Origin of the sequence: Pedobacter segetis (assembly GCF_016623585.1) — a bacterium.
GTDB lineage: Bacteria > Bacteroidota > Bacteroidia > Sphingobacteriales > Sphingobacteriaceae > Pseudopedobacter > Pseudopedobacter segetis.
This window is the reverse complement of the sequence record NZ_JAEHFY010000009.1, coordinates 115,199-132,652: the sequence shown is the minus strand read 5'-3', so window position 1 is coordinate 132,652 and position 17,454 is coordinate 115,199. Positions and strand designations below refer to the sequence as shown.

Genomic DNA, 17,454 nt, shown 5'->3' with positions numbered 1-17,454 from the left:
ATGGATAATACATTTTACAGGCATCTTAACAAGGGCTTAATGATGGCTTTATTATTAGTTGCACCCTTTGCCGCAAGTTCCCAAATTAAAGGGAACAACGGTGCCGCCATAATCCCCGCTGGTTTAGCTTGGGCAAAAAATTCTGTTAATACGGTTATATTTAGAAGAAATTCTTTAGTAACCTTTAAAGATACACAGTACATTGCTTATTATGATGAGGCCCAAAACGTGGTACTTGGTAAAAGAAGGCTCGATTCTAAAGATTGGTATTTAAAAACCACCCCTTATAAAGGAGATGCTACCGATGCGCACAAATCTATCAGTATCATGATAGATGGCGACGGATATTTACACATGACATGGGGGCTACACGGCGAAAAGCTGAATTATTGTAAAAGCGTAAGCCCGGGGTCTTTAGAATTAACTCCAAAAATGAGCATGACGGGCTTTAAAGAAAAACATGTTACCTATCCAGAGTTTTATAAACTGGCAAATGGGAACCTCTTATTTTTATATAGGGATGGTGCTTCTGGTAATGGCAGTTTAATGTTGGATAGTTATAGCATCCAAACAAGAGAATGGAAAACCTTACAAGATGGTTGGATAAACGGAGAAGGCCAACGCAGCCCTTATTGGCAAACCGTAATTGATAATGCAGGTACTATCCAAATATCTTGGGTTTGGAGGGAGACGGGAGACGTGGCTACAAATCATGATATTTGTTATGCAAAATCTGATGATGGAGGCATAACTTGGAAAAAAAGCACAAATGAAAAATATGTATTACCCATTACGGCAGCTAATGCAGAATACTCCTTAAAAATTCCTCAAAAGTCAGAATTGATAAATACCACAGCAATTGCAGTTGATGAAAAAAACAACCCCTACATAGTTAATTATTGGAAAACAGCCAAAGATAGTGTTCCTCAATATCGTTTGGTTTATAAAAAGGATGATGTTTGGCAAACCCAACAAATTTCTAATAGAAAAATCCCTTTTAGCCTTTCGGGCGGGGGTACAAAACGTATTCCTATCTCAAGGCCGCTATTAATTGTTGCCCAAAAGCATCAAAAAAAGCATGTTTACGTTTTTTTTAGGGATCTTGAAAGAGGGGACAAGGTAAGTGTGGCTATCAATAAGAATATCGATAAAGATAAATGGAAATTTAAAGATTTAACCAAAACATCCGTAGGCTTATGGGAGCCAACTTATGATACCGAACTTTGGAAGGATAAAAGAATTTTAAATCTTTTTGTGGAGCATGTAGAACAGGGCGATGGAGAAACCATTAAAGAATTAACTGGCCAAAAAGCTGCGGTTTTAGAATGGGGAATTAAATAGCAGTAAAGGGAAACCCGATAGATTTTGTTGGTGTTCAATTACTTGGCTGCGCAATTATTTAGGCTCTCTAAGAAGAAAAACCCCCGTTTTTATTGAAGGATAGAGCAGCTTTAGTAGATAATTTAGTAAATAATAAGAATGCTTAATATATCATCCAAAAGTACCATAGGGATAAAGAATTAGTAATCGAAAAACAATTTGGGTTTTTAAATTGCAAAGCTTGCTATCAAATTTTATCTTGGGCAAACCACTAACCAAAATTTACCCATAATATGTTTAGAAGAAAATTTCTATCATTTATCCCAGTTACGCTGGCTACAAGTGTGCTTTTGCCAAAAAACTTATTAGTAAAAGAAGAAAGCAAGCCTAAAGAAACCAGAGTTAAAACCAATTTAAGAGCTTATTGGGTAGCAACGATGGTAAAAATAGCACACCCGGTTTTAAGCAATTTAAGTGTTGGTACGTTGCATAAAAATATGCCTGTAGAGATTAACCCAAACAGTAATCAAGATAGGTCTAAGTTTACACATTTAGAAGCCTTTGGTAGGTTGTTGGCGGGCATTGCACCATGGTTAGAATTAGGTGCAGATAATTCTGATGAAGGAAAAATCAGAGAGAAATACATCAATCTCGCACAGCGGAGCATAAGCAATGCAACCGACCCAAATTCTCCTGATTTTATGAACTTTACTGGGGGCAGACATAGCCAAGCTTTGGTAGATTCGGCATTTTTTGCACATGGTTTGTTACGGGCACCAAACCAATTATGGCATCCTTTACCAAAAGAAGTTAAAGTAAATGTTATCACGGCTTTTAAGGCTACTAGAGCCATTACACCGGGATATAATAATTGGTTGCTTTTTATGGCGATGATAGAAGCATTTTTATTAGAAGTTGGCGAAGAGGGAGATCTGGTAAGGATAGAATTTGCGGTTAACAAACATTTAGAATGGTATAAAGGCGATGGCGTTTATGGTGATGGTAAGGATTTCCACTTTGATTATTACAACAGTTTTGTTATCCATCCAATGATGGTAAAAATAACCGAGGTACTAAAAAAGCGCTCAGATCAAAACGCTTCAAGCTATGAAACGGCGTTAACAAGGGCGGTACGCTACGCCACAATAGAAGAGCGATTGATTTCTCCGGAAGGAAGCTTTCCGCCTGTTGGCAGGTCTTTGGCTTATCGTTTTGGAGCAATGCAATGTTTAAGTATGATTGCACAAATGAAAAAACTACCCAATGAAATTGATCCTGCCCAAGTTAGGGAAGGGCTATCTCTGGTGATCAAAAATATGATCGAGCCATCTGGAACTTTTGATGAAAACGGTTGGTTGCAAATAGGTTTTGCTGGGCATCAACCTCATATTGCCGAACTTTATATTTCTACCGGTAGTTTATACTTATGTTCTGTTGGGATGCTGCCCTTGGGCTTACCACAAACAGATGCTTTTTGGAGCAACCCACCTGTCGATTGGACAGCGAAAAAAGCATGGTCTGGAGTTGATATATCATCAGATCATGCTATTTAAAACCTATTTTAAGGAAATCCAATTCGTATTATTTAACTAATCTAAATGGAAAACATTGATCAGGGGTTTTGATATGGGAGAGTTATCTTCGTTGGTTTCCATGATGTCTGCCATATAAGCCCACCATTTTTGTACCACCTCCTCAGATCCGATCTGCTGGGAATCGCTTTCGCCCTGCTTTAATTGTACCGCAAAAAGAGTGTCTGTTTCTTCATCCAAAAAAATAGTATAATCTTTTACTCTGTGTTTTTTTAGGATGGCCTTCAATTCTGGCCAAATAAAATAATGGCGTTTAATATACTCGGCCTTAAAACCGGGCTTTAATTTCATTTTGAATGCTATTTTTTCCATTTGGGGCGCTGGGTTAAAAGATTATTTTTTTTATGAGGTTGTAACCATGTTGATGAATCCTAAGGATAAAAGAACAGGTACAAAACATTCGATTTTAAAAAACATGGTATCAATATTTTATCAATATAGATGGCATAATTACCTACTCTGCTTACAGAAACTTAAATTGAATGTAATTCCATTAATTTTACCATGGAAAACAAATACTAAAGCATAAAAACGGTTAAACTTCTAGGGCCATGGGCACCTAAAACCAAACTTTGTTCTATATCTGCCGTTTTAGACGGGCCGGCTACAAAAGCACCATAACCATATTTTTTATCGGCTATTAGCCGATAAGCTTGGTGTAGATTAGGGACTATTTGATCCTTTTTAACGATAAAAACTAGGTGCTGAGGAATAAAAAGCAATAATCTTTCTTCAAACAATTCATCATCAACCCAACAAGCCCCGTTTTCTGCCACGGCAAAATGTGTTGGCAAGATCATAAGTTCTACATTTGCCAATTCGTGGTTATCGGTAGCGGTATATTGTTGTGCAATTTGGTCTAATTCCCTAACTGCAGAAACTACTCTTTTACCCGTTATCTCAAAATCAGATTTTATCCTTTTAATTATTTCTTCATAACCATTTACTTCATAAGCTTTGGCACCTATCATCTGCACCGTTTGTATAAACTTTGCCCTATCTTGTTCAACAGTAGCATAGGTTTTATAAAAAAGATCCAAATTTGGCAATTCCCTTAAATCTGGCTGGCTTGATTGTACCGCTTCAAGAATTTTTTCTCTGCTAGTCATTGTTTTTCCTGTTTTTATTGTACCATTCTCCAAAAGATGATTTAGGTACTTCTGGCATATCCCTATGTAAATACCAGGCGTTAAATTTATTATTTACCACAAAAGGAGCATATTTTAAAGTTGTTCTTGCTGCTTTCCCTGCCATTTTATACAAGGTTGGCGAAGCCAAGGTTTTGGCCATTAATTTCATGGCAACGGTTTTTGCAGGGTTGGCATAGCCTTCTTTAACTATTACTTGCCGCCATTTATAAAGCTGATCATGTATATCTATTTTAACCGGGCAAACGTTGCTACAAGATCCACAAAGTGAAGATGCAAAAGGCAAATCGGCATGTTTTTTCATATCCAGATTTGGCATCAAGATAGATCCAATTGGCCCTGCGATCACGCTCTGATAACTGTGCCCTCCGCTTCTACGGTAAACCGGGCAAGTATTGAAACAAGCCGCACAACGTATGCACTTTAAAGAGTTCCTAAAATCTGGTCTCGCTAATTGTTTGGTTCTGCCATTATCTACTAAAATAATATGTAGTTCTTTACCTTTTGCAGGTGTTGCAAAATGGCTAGAATAGGTAGTTATCGGTTGCCCTGTTGCACTTCGGGTCAATAATCTTAAGAAAATACTTAGATGTTTACGCAGTGGAATAACCTTTTCAATCCCCATACTAGCAATGTGGATATCGGCCAGATGAGCGCCCATATCGGCATTACCTTCATTGGTGCAAACCACAAATTCACCGGTTTCTGCTATGGCAAAATTAACCCCTGTAAGTGCTGCCCTTCTGGTTAAAAAAGTATTTCTTAAACTCTGGCGGGCTGCTTCGGTTAATAGTTGTGGGTCTGCACTGCCTTCTGGTGTTCCCAAAAACTCGTGAAAAAGTTCGCCAATTTCTTCTTTCTTTTTATGGATGCAAGGTAAAACAATGTGGCTTGGAGCTTCTTTTGCCAACTGCACAATACGTTCGCCCAAATCAGAATCTACAACAGCAACACCATTATTTTCTAAATAATCGTTCAAATGGCATTCTTCGGTTAGCATAGACTTACTTTTTACCATCTCTGTGATTTGGTGTTTTTGAAGTAATCCTAAAACAATTTTATTATGCTCTTCCCCATCTTTTGCCCAATGTATTACTATACCGTTTGCTTTTGCGTTGGTTTCAAATTGTTGCAAATAATGGTTAAGGTTTGATAGGCTATGGTTTTTAATCTGTGAACCTGCTTCCCGTAAATCTTCCCATTCTGGGATGTTGTGCGTGGCTACATCTCTCTTTTTCCTGATGAACCAAAGGGTTTCATCATGCCAATCTACCCGTTTTTCATCCCCGTTAAAAACCTTAGATTTTTCTGCGTGATCCATTACTTTCATTGTACACCTCCGTTTAAAATTTCTGCGATATGTATTACCTTCACAGTACTTTTATCCCTATTTAATAAACCTTCCATGTGCATTAAGCAAGACATATCCACACCTGTAATATATTCTGCACCATGCAGAACATGATCGGCAACTCTATCTACCCCCATTTTTACCGATACCGCTTCTTCTGCAACGCAAAAAGTACCGCCAAAACCACAACATTCGTCCACTCTCTCTAAATGGATGATCTCGATATCATTAACCATGTTTAACAGATGCACAGGTTTAGAAAAGGGCGGAGCGTTCAATTCGCTCATCTGCGCAAGCTTTAAACCTCTTAATCCGTGGCAACTTTGGTGTATGCCTACTTTATGCGGGAAACTTGCCCTGAGTTTTTCAACTTTTAAAACATCGGTTAAAAAAGTGATCAACTCGTAAGTGGTATCCCTTATTTTTTTGGCTTCCGCCGGAAAGCGATCATCATGAAGGTGGTCTTTTATATGCAGTACGCAACTACCAGAGGGCGCTACTATATAATCGAACCCTTTAAAATTATCTACGAAATTATGATCACAACCCCCCGTTAAATGCTCGAAACCAGAGTTTGCCATGGGCTGCCCGCAACAAGTTTGGTTTTTTGGATAAGTTACCTCGCACCCATATTTTTCTAGCAACTGCAGCGTAGCAATTGCAGCTTTAGGGTAAAACTGATCAACGTAACAAGGTATAAATAGTGCAACTTTCATTTTCTTAATTTTTTACTGGCGATACGAATAGCTTTAACGCAATCATATCGGTTGGCAAAGGTTTGGTGTTCCAATGTTTATGTATGGCAACGGCAGCACCCATTGAGGTAGCTTGTGCCATTGATGCGGCATAAACCTCAGTTTCTGGAAAAACCATCGCCAATAAATTCATGAATATTTGGTTTTTAGAGAAACCGCCATCTACAAATATTCTTTTAACATTTGTATTTTTAAGTACCAATTGGGTTGATTTGTACTGCTTAAAAACCAAAGTAAATATCAAAAAATGATAGGCTTCAATATCATCTTTAAACTCGCTTAAATTTTCTTTAGAAAAATCATAATGGGTATCTTCCAAAGTTTCAAAATGGGCCCTCAACTCGCCTTTGGGCAAATATTTTTGAATAACCGGAACCGATAGTTTGGTGGTTTTATATTTCCCCACCGTTGTGCCAAAATGGTTGGCTATTCTTTTTACTTCTTGCTCATGCTCAAAACCAGAAAATAACCGTGATGCTTTTATCGGCTTTGCCTGATAAGAGAGATAGCACAAGCAATCATTATCCAATTCTTGTTTTGTTAAGGGTTGGTTGTTAAACGGGTTTAAACTGATACACCAAGTACCGGTAGATAGCAAAATAAAGGGCTCCTTAAAGCTCTCTATATAAGGAATTAATGCTGCAGAGCTATCATGTAAACCTACACCGGTCAAATAATTTTCACTTGGGAAAGTAGATTGCATCACACCGTCTCCCGGGAAAATCGGGGCCAGCTTATCTGCCAAACCTTCCTCATAAACCCAATGGTGGTAATCTTTTTTCTTAAAATCCCAAAAGTTGGTATGGCAACCAATGCTGGTAATATCGCTGTGCATTTTACCGGTGATGATAGAGCTCATATACTGAGGCAAGTGCAAGGCATATTTTATTTTCCCAAACAATTCTGGTTTTTCATACTTAATGCGATAAAGCTGCATACCAGAATTTAGGCTTCCCAAAACAGGCGAAGCAGTGCTTAGGGCTACATTTTCTTCCCCACCGTAGTTATTATAGAATTGCGACTTTAATTCTTCTGGGTAGGCCTTTAAATAATTGTAAAGTGGTGCTAAAGGCCTTCCGTTTTCATCTACATAAACCAAACTGGCACCGTAAGTAGAAAAATTGATGGCTTTGATGTCAAATTGTTTATTCCTCAAAACTTCATGTAAAGAATCAAAAACAGAGAGCCTTAAACTTTCTAGGTTCTCGCAAGTATCGCCATCTTCATCTTTAGTTTCTATAAACCTTGCCGTACGTTCAAAAACTATCTTATAATCTTCATCGAATAAGAACAGCTTTTTATTGGTTTTCCCAATATCGAATATGGCTATAACTGGAATTTTCATTTTTTTAATTAGATGTGAGCGTTTAGATTTGAGACGCTAGATATGAGACTACTGACATCGTGAAAATAGATGATGATAGTAACTTGGGCGTTTTAACACGCTATCCACTATAGTTTTTTTGTCTATCCTTCCGCTCCGCTCCGGATAACAAAAAAAGCTGCCGTTGCTATCGTTAACGCAAAAAGAGACAAGAGATATGAAATTCGGCTTTTACAAGTTCTCACATCTCACATCTCATTTCTCATATCTGCTTTAAAGCCCCGTTGCTTTAGTTTCTGTACCTCTTTCTTTTATCAATTCTTCCCTTACTTTGGCAGATCTAAATAATTTAACCGGATCTAATGCGCCACCGCTTTGCAACCTTGCTTCTGCAATTAACGGACGTACATCTGTACGGTAGGCCGCTTGCAAAATTTCTTGTGCCAAGCTTACATCGTTTTTCTGTTGTGCATTCTTCAATGCTTTTCTATCTACCAATAGCGCTTGTGCATAAGCCATCATGATGGCTTCTACAGACTGCAATAAATCTTCTAAAGGATCTTTAACGTTATGGGAAGCATCTATCATCCAAGCTAAACCAGAAGCATGGTTCATTTTAGCATGGTCCATCCCCTCAACCAATTCGTTAAAAATCAAGAACAGTTGGTAAGGCTTGATCGCACCTGTTGTTAAATCATCATCACCATATTTAGAATCGTTAAAATGGAAACCGCCCAACTTGCCTTCCATCAATAATAAGGATACAATTTGCTCTATGTTTGCATTTGGCAGATGATGGCCCAGATCTACCAAAGTATAAGCTTTTGGCCCTAATTTGGTGGCATATAATAAAGACTGGCCCCAATCTGCAACCGTAGTTGAGTAAAAATTGGGTTCGTTAGATTTATATTCTACAAACATTTTCCAATCAGCTGGCAATGCGGCGTAAATTTCTTTTAAACTGGCCAAAGTATTTTCAAAAGCTTCCCTAAAATTTAACTGACCGGGAAAACTTGAGCCATCTGCCAACCAAACCGTTAAAGATTTTGAACCTAAGGCAATACCATGCTTAATTACCTCTATGTTATGGGCAACGGCTTGGTCCCTAACGTTTTTATCTACGTTTTGCAAAGAGCCAAATTTGTAGCTGTATTTTTGGTTTGGCTGATCTTGAAAAGTATTAGAATTGATGGCATCAAACTTTAAGTTTAACGATTTTGCCAAGCTCATTATTTTCTCTGCATCTTTTGGGATGTCCCAAGGGATATGCAGGGAGATTGCGCCACTACTTTGGTTCAGTTGGTGCAAAACACCAATATCGGCCATTTTTTCTTCTAAGTTAGCGGGTTCCCCACCACCAGAAAAGCGTCCAAAACGGGTTCCGCCGGTACCTAAAGCCCAACTTGGGATCGCTATCTGGAAATCTCTTAATTTTTGGATATGTGCATCGGCACCTTCATTTTCTTCTAAGAAATGCGCTAATTTACTTTTGTGTTTTTGCGCTAAACTTTGGTTATGCGCATCAATTACATTTTTTTCTAATTTCATAATTGGTTGTTATGATTATTCCCCCCCGTTTAGGGGGGGATTGTTAATTTTATTTTTTCTGATTCATTTCTCTGCATCCCGTTGTTTCGAGGGACGAGAAATCTCACAAGCGGAGACGATTTATATTGTCCGCTACTTATTCTTGAGATGTCTCATTATCATTCGACATGACGGACTGGCTAAGAACTGCTTTCCTCAATAATTTCTTTCCTACGGAGAGTTTAATTGGAGCTTTTACCTTGGAAAAGCCATCGCAACGCCACCATCAACGTTAAGCATATTACCTGTTGATTTTGATAATAAACCACCAGTGAAAGCAAAACAAGCATTTGCAATATCAACCGGAAGGATGATTTTATTTAACAATGTTCTTTTTGCATAGTAAGCAGGAAGCTCTGCAACGGTAATCCCGTATGCTTTTGCCCTTCCTTCTGCCCAGCCGCCGGCCCAAATATTACTATCGCTAATTACCGCATCTGGGTTAACCACGTTTACCCTAATTCCTGCTGCACCTAATTCGGCAGCATTTAACCTGCTCAAATGTAATTGCGCTGCTTTGGCACTTCCGTAACCTGCATTGTTTGGCCCGCTTACTAGTGCGTTTTTACTCACAATATTTATAATATCACCACCAATATCTTGTTTCTTCATCACATTAGTAGCGGCTTGTGTTACTAAAAATTGCCCTTTTACCAATACATCGTACAATAGATCCCAATCTTTTTGAGCGTGATCTTCTATGGTTTTAGAAATAGATAAACCAGCGTTGTTCACAATAATATCTACACCGCCAAAACTTACAGCGGCAATATTCATTGCTTCTTCAATTTGGTTTTGATCGGTAACATCCATTGTTGCGGTTGCGTAACTGTCTTTACCGAAATCTTTTTTAAACTCTTCTCCTGCCTCTGCTAAACGCTCTGCATTCATATCGTTTAAAATAACGCAGGCACCTTCTTCTACAAATTTCCTAGCAATAGCTTTTCCTATGCCACCCGCACTCCCCGTGATCATGGCAACCCTGCCAGATAATGCTTTTGGTTTGGGCATACGCTGCAATTTTGCTTCTTCTAGCAACCAATATTCTATATTAAAAGCTTCTTGGCGAGGTAATGAGGTATATTCAGAAACTGCCTCTGAACCTTTCATTACATTGATGGCGTTGGTATAAAACTCTGCAGCAACTCGGGCTGTTTGTTTGTCTTTAGAGAAAGAGAACATCCCAACACCCGGGTAAATAATGATCACGGGGTTGGCATCGCGAATTGAAGGGCTGTTATCGTGTTTGCAGGTATTATAATAATCTGCATACATTTTACGGTAAGCTTCAAAAGCAGGAGCTAATTTTGCTTTGATTGCCGAAACATCACTTAAGTCTTCATCTTTGGCTAAATCTAAAACCAGCGGACTTATTTTTGTTCTCAAAAAATGATCCGGGCAGCTAGTGCCCATTGGTGCCAATCTTTCTAGATCATTAGAATTGATGTATTCCAAAACTCTGTCATCATCGGTAAAATGCCCAATCATAGAGCGTTCGCTTGAACAAAACCCCCTCAAGATTGGAGCTAACTCTGCTGCCTTTTTGTGTCTTTCTGCTTTTATCAAGCTTTGTATTTTTTGTCCGCCAAAAACAGGCCCTTTTTTACCATAGTTCTGTTCTAGGTATTCTGCACATTTCTCTACCACTTCTAAGGTATTTACATAGCTTTCATAAGCTGTATCTCCCCAGGTAAATAAACCATGGGAACCTAACATAATACCTTTAATGCCCGGGTTTTTATCCAAACATTCTTTTAACTGTAAACCTAGATCAAAACCTGGTTTTTGCCATGGTACCCAGCCAATGGCGCCGTTAAAAAGTTCTTGAGTTATTTTTTCTCCGTCCTTAGCCGCTGCAATTGCAATGGCGGCATCGGGATGTAAATGATCAATATGTTTAAAGGGTAAAAAACCGTGAAGGGGTGTATCAATTGATGGTGCTTTAGAAGCTAGATCATAAATGCAATGGTTAAAAAGTTCTACCATTTCGTCTTCATGATCTATGCCCCTATATACGTTTTTCAAAGATCTTAATCTATCAACATATAATGCTGCCAAGCCGCTTTTCTTTAAGGTACCTATATCGCCGCCCGATCCTTTGATCCACATGATCTCTGTCTCTTTGCCAGTTAAAGGATCTTTGGCCATTGCTTTACAAGAGGTGTTTCCTCCACCGTAATTTGTGAGCCTTAGATCGGCACCCAACATATTTGATCTATAAATTAACAGTGCTACCTCGTCTCCCGCCAGCTTCGCAGCTTCTGCATCGTCCCACAAATAGCTTACGTGTTTAAAAGAATTTTTAGTTATTGACATAATAATTTTTGATGATTTTTATTTGATTGAATTGCCATACCCTACTACTAGGATAGATATTAATATAACGATGATCCCTATAATGACGGTCCCCATGGTTTTAGATCTTACGCCTTTCCATTCTTTTAATATTAGCCCCCAAAGGTTTGCCACCAATATAATGAAGGCCATGTGCAAAATCCAAGAACTTGCGCCGTTACCTAACCTGCTTTCTCCCATACCGTAAAAGAAAAACTGTAAAAACCAGGTGGTACCCGCCAAAGCACAAAAAATATAGTTTTTGGTTAACGGCGTTTTCTTATCGCCATAATCTTTAAAGCTTTTGTTACGGAAATTTAAAACCATGCACCAAACAAAATTTGTTAATAGGCCTCCCCACATTATTACTATATAGGTTACGTTGTTTTGAAACAAAAACTCTCCTTGCCCAGGATGAATCGCTTTCCAAGCTTCGTTAGCTTGGTTGGCCATTTCTTTTCCAGAATCTATACCAAAAGCGAAGCAAGCACTCAATATCCCCGAAATTATCGCCACAAATAAGCCTAGCCCTATTTTGAATTCTGTGCCAGAAGCATCTTTTTCTGCATGGCCCAAATCTTTATCCTTCATAGATCCGGCTACGCCACAAACTACGATCCCTACAACACAAATGAAAAGCCCCAATAAAACCAATTGCCCCCAAGTAGAACCAGCGATCATACTTATAGAATCTTTACCAGCTGTTGGATAATATTCATAAAAGATAGAAGGAACCAGGGCACCAAATACAGAACACAGGCCTAAGATAATCGAGCTTCCCAAGGCCACCCCTAAATACCTTACCCCCAAACCGTAAGTTAGGCCACCTATCCCCCAAAGCGCACCGAAAAGAAAAGTATAATAGAAAACAGGGCCAGGAGCTGCGGTAATTATATCTGCAAAACCCGGGATGGTTAAATAAGCGGCCAAAGGTGGTACTATCAGCCAAGAAAAAATACCCCCTACGATCCAATAGCTTTCCCAAGCCCATCCTTTAACTTTTTTGTAAGGGATGTAAAAACTCCCAGATGCAAACCCCCCGAAAAAATGGTATATAACACCAAAAATTGCTTCCATATATTATTTGTTGTTTAAGTTTATTTTAAAATTATTGGTAACGCTAAACTACTGATCATTGCTTACAGAACTGTTATGAACTGTTATGATGTTGCCTTAATTCTTAAAAAAATGATTTTTTTTGAGGGAGATTTGAAGATGTTAACCTTCATTGGGATGATGGGAGGGTTATAAAGAGGAGCGGAGCGTTAAATAAAAGGGGACTTCAATATCGCTAGGGCTAGATGGGCTTTTCTTTACTAATTCGGCTGCCATGGTGCCCATCCATTTAAAATCAGTAGAAACGGTAGTGATCCCGTTCAAAAGCAGCTTTTTAAGCGGGGTTTCATTGTACGATATAACACCTACATCTTGCCCTATTTTTAAGCCTAAGGAAATGATGCGCTCTATCAATATCACAAGGTCATCTTCCATCAGGTTGATGTAAACCTCGCCTGTAGAAATGGTCTCTGTTTGGATGTTTTTTACGATAGCGTGGTTAAAGGCATACTGTTGGCAAAACTGCCTAAAGCCATTTATGATATCTTTTGAGAAATAACTCTTTTCTGGGAATATTATTTTTAAGGTTTGATACTTCATCAAGGCCTCTTTCGCATCAGTTAGTGCGCCATAGATGTCTTTCTCAAAATTCTCATAAATAGAAGAGCAGGGATTAATTTTACTCCCCGCTTTTTTATCTAAGATAATAAGCTTGTTGGCGGGCAAAGTGTTGATGATCTCATGGGCGTTTTCTCCGCCCTCTACAAAATGAGGGATAATGATATAATGCGTATAATCTGTGTGCTTGTTCTGTATCAGCTTTTTAAAAAGCGCAAAATCATTGTTGTAGATATAAAAATCAATAGAAACATCATCGCCCAAGGCAGAGACAAAAGAATCATAAATAATCTTTTTGTGGGCCGATAATTTATTGAACAATAAAAAGACTTTTATCTGCTTTTTAAAATTTGTGTTGGCAATATAAAATCCTTTGCCCGGTACAGAAACGATTACGCTCCTTTTTTTTAGGTAGCGGTAGCCCTTCTCTGCCGTATCTCTTGATATTTCTAAAACGTAGCTTAATTCATTGATAGAAGGTAAGATATCTTCTTTTTTAAAGTTACCGTTTTCTACTGCCGCAATAATAGAATTGCTCAACTGAAGGTATTTTGGAGTGGCAGAATATTCGTCTATAAAAATGTACTTGAAAAAATCTTCGGCCTTCATTATAACGGTTAATAACGGCTAAGGTAAAAAATAGATTTAAAATAAGGGTTACGCAGGGTTAAATTTGTTTGGTAACTTCGGCATTATGTAAAGCGAGGTATCAGGAAGGATGTTTTTTTAATTTGTTGATGCAATTGCCAGATTTTGGGTCTGGCAGCTAGTTTTAGGGAAATTGGCAGCATTGGTTTTTTGCCTTTTGGCAACCTGCATCATAAAACGGAAATAAAGCAAACAATAGGTTTCATGAAGAAATAAGGTTACAAATTATTTTGATAATTTTGGCTTTTATAATTTTCATTCTTTTGGAAAAACAGCATTATTATTTTGCCTCCGATTTTCATTTAGGCGCTCCAACTTATCAAAACAGCAGGGAAAGGGAGGCTAAGATCGTGGCTTGGTTAGATTTTATCAAAGCAGATGCAAAAGCTGTTTTTTTGTTGGGCGATGTATTTGATTTTTGGTTTGAGTACAGTACCGTGATCCCCAAGGGCTATATCCGCTTACAGGGCAAATTGGCGGAGTTGAGCGATCTTGGAGTAAAGATTTATCTCTTTAAAGGCAACCATGATATGTGGGTTTTCGATTATTTTGAGAAAGAACTGGGCGCAACCGTTATTAGTAACGAATTTATTTTGGAAGCTAACGGAAAAAGGCTGTTTCTGCACCATGGCGATGGCTTAGGGGCAGGAGACCATGCTTATAAATTATTGAAGGTTTTTTTTAGGAGCAGGTTTTGCCAATGGCTTTTTGCGAGGCTACACCCAAATTTAGGCATAGGGATCGCAAATTTTTGGAGCAAAAAAAGCAGATTGGCCGGTAATAAAAGAGAAGGCAAAAGGTTTTTAGAAAGAGAAGAAGAATGGGTAAAGGCTTATTCGCAAACTTTGTTTAAAGAACATGGCCGTTTTGATTATATAATATTGGGACATCGCCACTACCCGGTAATGATAGATATTAACGAAGAAACCAAATACGTTAACCTTGGCGAATGGGTAAATTATACCAGCTATGCCAAATTGGATACAGAGAAATTGGAATTGCTTCATTTTGAACCAAATAAATGATAAAACAAAACTCCTGGCAGCCTTTCAAGATGATGATCTTCTTTTATTTGTTGATGGTTTCAATTTCTTTGAAAGTTGATGCGCAAGAATATCAATTCATTGCCAAAATAGATACCGTTGCCAAAATAGTTACCTTAGATAATTTGGGCAACCTGTTTGTGGTTACGCCAAAAAACGAAGTTCTAAAATTTAGCCCGCAAGGTAAGTTTCTTTGGAATTATACCAACAAAACTTTTGGGGAAGTAAGCCAAATAGATGTTACAGATCCTCTAAGGGTAATATTATATTATCAAACTTACCAGCAAATTGTGGTTTTGAACAATAATTTGAGCGAGATAAGCAAGTTTACCTTTAACCAAAACCCAAATTTGCAAATCACTTTAGTTGCTTCTGCAAACAACAATGGCCTTTGGGTTTATGATCAAATTAACAGAGAGCTAAGAAAACTGAGCAATAATTTTATTGATGATTTGAAGAGCGGGAACATCTATCAAAGAAACGGTTTTGATATGCAAGCCAATTTTATGCTCACAGATGACGATTATATTTACCTGAATGATCAAAAGGAAGGCGTTAGGATTTTTGATCGTTTTGGGAATTTCTACAAAACGGCCGTTATTTACCCCCAGAAGAACTTTGAAGTAAATGATAAAGAAATATATTTTATGAAAGACAAATCTTTGATGAAATATAACATAAATACCTATTCATTGTCAAAAATTGATCTGCCGATCAAAGAACCATTTATAGATGCCGCACTTAGGTTTAACCGACTGGTAATTTTAAAGGAAAAAGATATAACTTTGTGGGCTGTTAAAAATAATTGAGCCGCTAGTTCATGATGTCTTTTGTTGGATAAAATTTATTTTTAAAGTAAAATGGTTCTTTTTAAGAATTTATATCTAGCGGAAATGTTTTTTGCGCTAATGATTGATGCGGTATCCCCGCCTGTAATTCGGGAAGGCTTTTTTTTCTGTCGTCCTGAGCATTTTCACTCTGCGCATCGCCACTCAGAGCATTGTCACTCTGCGTATTGCCACTCTGAGCATTGTCACTCTGAGCGGAGTCGAAGAGGGAGTCGAAGAGGGAATCGAAGAGATGGTTTAAGAGAGAGTGGAAGGACAAAAAAAAGATATAGCGAAAAGCGTAGCCTGTCCCGAATTTAATTCGGGATTGAAACGACCAAATAATTTTTAAAATCTATTAGTTTTATTTTAAGCTATTTACAATCTAAACAGAAACCAAAAGAACATAACCTGCCAGCCTTTTCGCTGGCCATTTTCAAAATAAAAAATGTTAGAGAAATTAGAAGCGATTAAGCAAAGAAGAGACGATGTTGAGATAGAACTGAGTAGCCCCGAGGTTACCCAGGATATGAAGCGTTTTGCGCAATTGAGCAAAGAATATAAAGACCTAGGTTTGATCGTGGACCAATATTATATTTATAGGGATGTGGTGAGCAATATCGAGTCTAACAAAGACATTTTGGCCAACGAGAAAGACCAAGAGTTTAGGGAGATGGCAAAAGATGAACTAGACCTGCTTTTGCCAGAGAAGGAAGAACTGGAAGCCAAGATCCGTTTGATGCTGATCCCCAAAGAAGAAGGCGACGAGAAAGATGCCATAGTAGAGATAAGAGGAGGTACAGGTGGAGACGAGGCGGCTATTTTTGCTGGGGACCTTTACCGTATGTATGTGCGTTATTGTGAGGGAAGGGGTTGGCGATGCGAAACATTAGAAGTTACAGAAGGAACAAACGGCGGCTATAAGGAGGTGATTTTTAAGGTAATAGGCGAGGATGTTTACGGCGTTTTAAAATATGAATCGGGTGTGCACCGTGTGCAACGTGTACCAGATACAGAAACACAGGGCAGGGTGCATACCTCAGCTGCTTCCGTGGCGGTTTTGCCAGAGGCCGAGGATGTGGATGTTTATATTAACCCTGCCGATGTAGATTTGCAGACCTCTAGATCTGGTGGTGCAGGAGGACAAAATGTGAACAAGGTAGAAACTAAAGTACAGTTAACGCACAGGCCTTCTGGAATTGTGGTGGTTTGCCAGATTGAGCGCTCGCAATTAGGAAACCGCGAGCGGGCAATGGAAATGTTGCGCAGCAAGTTATACGAGCGTGAGCTGGCAAAACATAACGAAGCGATTGCCAGCAAACGTAAAACGATGGTTTCTACCGGAGACCGTTCTGCAAAGATAAGAACCTACAATTATCCGCAAGGAAGGGTAACAGAGCACCGCATTGGGCTTACTACCTATAACTTGCCTGCCGTTATGAACGGCGATTTAACAGAGATTTTAGAAGCTTTACAGTTTGCAGAAAATGCGGAAAAATTAAAAGAAGGCTCAACAGAATAATTTTTGAAAATAAATTTTGGAGTTAGCTCCTTTTGTCTATATTTGCACTCCCTAACGCAAGGTAAGGGTAAAAATTAAAAATTTAATATAAGTTTTTAACCAAACGGAGTGGTAGTTCAGCTGGTTAGAATGCCTGCCTGTCACGCAGGAGGTCGCGGGTTCGAGTCCCGTCCATTCCGCTAAAAACAATGTTAAAAACAACTAAAAGCCTGTAAATTAATCATTTACAGGCTTTTTTGTTTAACTGAAAACACCAAATTATTCAAAATTCACCATAAAAAAGGTGAGCAATTCGGTGAGCATAAATAAACAATATCAATGCTCACCAG

At 38.4% G+C, this 17,454-nt stretch carries 14 protein-coding genes and 1 tRNA gene; 6 read left to right on the top strand and 9 right to left on the bottom strand.

The annotated features are described in order from the left end of the window. Nucleotides 1-1,341: a BNR repeat-containing protein gene (locus I5M32_RS07990; protein ID WP_200585689.1), complete on the top strand. Its 1,341-nt coding sequence runs from the start codon at nt 1-3 to the stop codon at nt 1,339-1,341. A gap of 272 nt (nt 1,342-1,613) precedes the next feature. Continuing rightward, complete coding sequence (locus I5M32_RS07985; protein ID WP_200585687.1) at nt 1,614-2,873, top strand: DUF2264 domain-containing protein; 1,260 nt, start codon at nt 1,614-1,616, stop codon at nt 2,871-2,873. Nucleotides 2,874-2,909: 36 nt separating this feature from the next. Here I5M32_RS07985 and rhaM read toward each other — a convergent pair whose 3' ends face one another. The 9 genes from rhaM to I5M32_RS07940 form a co-directional block, all read right to left on the bottom strand. Then, nucleotides 2,910-3,224: an L-rhamnose mutarotase gene (gene rhaM / locus I5M32_RS07980; RefSeq protein ID WP_200585685.1), complete on the bottom strand. Its 315-nt coding sequence runs from the start codon at nt 3,222-3,224 to the stop codon at nt 2,910-2,912. Between the two features lie 206 nt (nt 3,225-3,430). Beyond that, complete coding sequence (locus I5M32_RS07975; RefSeq protein ID WP_200585683.1) at nt 3,431-4,021, bottom strand: LutC/YkgG family protein; 591 nt, start codon at nt 4,019-4,021, stop codon at nt 3,431-3,433. Next, entirely contained in the window at nt 4,014-5,390 is a 1,377-nt protein-coding gene (locus I5M32_RS07970; RefSeq protein ID WP_200585681.1) for a lactate utilization protein B, read from the bottom strand. The genes I5M32_RS07975 and I5M32_RS07970 overlap by 8 nt, the downstream gene beginning before the upstream one ends. After that, nucleotides 5,387-6,127, bottom strand: a complete 741-nt coding sequence (locus tag I5M32_RS07965) for a (Fe-S)-binding protein (protein ID WP_200585680.1) — start codon at nt 6,125-6,127, stop codon at nt 5,387-5,389. Before I5M32_RS07965 ends, I5M32_RS07970 begins: the two co-directional genes overlap by 4 nt. A 4-nt stretch (nt 6,128-6,131) precedes the next feature. Beyond that, nucleotides 6,132-7,511, bottom strand: coding sequence for an FGGY-family carbohydrate kinase (locus tag I5M32_RS07960; RefSeq protein ID WP_200585679.1), 1,380 nt, complete (start codon nt 7,509-7,511; stop codon nt 6,132-6,134). Between the two features lie 252 nt (nt 7,512-7,763). Further along, nucleotides 7,764-9,038 carry a sugar isomerase gene (locus I5M32_RS07955; RefSeq protein ID WP_200585677.1) on the bottom strand — a complete coding sequence of 425 codons (1,275 nt, stop codon included), beginning with the start codon at nt 9,036-9,038 and terminating at the stop codon, nt 7,764-7,766. A 234-nt stretch (nt 9,039-9,272) separates the two neighbouring features. Beyond that, complete coding sequence (locus I5M32_RS07950; RefSeq protein WP_200585675.1) at nt 9,273-11,393, bottom strand: bifunctional aldolase/short-chain dehydrogenase; 2,121 nt, start codon at nt 11,391-11,393, stop codon at nt 9,273-9,275. 18 nt (nt 11,394-11,411) lie between these two features. Beyond that, the gene (rhaT, locus tag I5M32_RS07945; protein WP_200585673.1) at nt 11,412-12,488 is read right to left on the bottom strand and encodes an L-rhamnose/proton symporter RhaT; all 1,077 of its coding nucleotides are present in this window, start codon (nt 12,486-12,488) and stop codon (nt 11,412-11,414) included. 168 nt (nt 12,489-12,656) lie between these two features. After that, the gene (locus tag I5M32_RS07940; RefSeq protein WP_200585671.1) at nt 12,657-13,694 is read right to left on the bottom strand and encodes a GntR family transcriptional regulator; all 1,038 of its coding nucleotides are present in this window, start codon (nt 13,692-13,694) and stop codon (nt 12,657-12,659) included. A gap of 302 nt (nt 13,695-13,996) precedes the next feature. On the opposite strand from I5M32_RS07940, the gene I5M32_RS07935 reads away from it, so the two are divergent. The 4 genes from I5M32_RS07935 to I5M32_RS07920 all read left to right on the top strand — a co-directional run bounded on the left by I5M32_RS07935 (nt 13,997) and on the right by I5M32_RS07920 (nt 17,304). Continuing rightward, nucleotides 13,997-14,758 carry a UDP-2,3-diacylglucosamine diphosphatase gene (locus I5M32_RS07935; RefSeq protein WP_200585669.1) on the top strand — a complete coding sequence of 254 codons (762 nt, stop codon included), beginning with the start codon at nt 13,997-13,999 and terminating at the stop codon, nt 14,756-14,758. Next, complete coding sequence (locus I5M32_RS07930; RefSeq protein ID WP_234461896.1) at nt 14,755-15,585, top strand: hypothetical protein; 831 nt, start codon at nt 14,755-14,757, stop codon at nt 15,583-15,585. Before I5M32_RS07935 ends, I5M32_RS07930 begins: the two co-directional genes overlap by 4 nt. A 466-nt stretch (nt 15,586-16,051) precedes the next feature. Further along, the gene (gene prfA / locus I5M32_RS07925) at nt 16,052-17,125 is read left to right on the top strand and encodes a peptide chain release factor 1 (protein ID WP_200585667.1); all 1,074 of its coding nucleotides are present in this window, start codon (nt 16,052-16,054) and stop codon (nt 17,123-17,125) included. A gap of 105 nt (nt 17,126-17,230) precedes the next feature. Beyond that, nucleotides 17,231-17,304 (top strand) — tRNA-Asp (locus tag I5M32_RS07920). Nucleotides 17,305-17,454 lie beyond the last annotated feature (150 nt).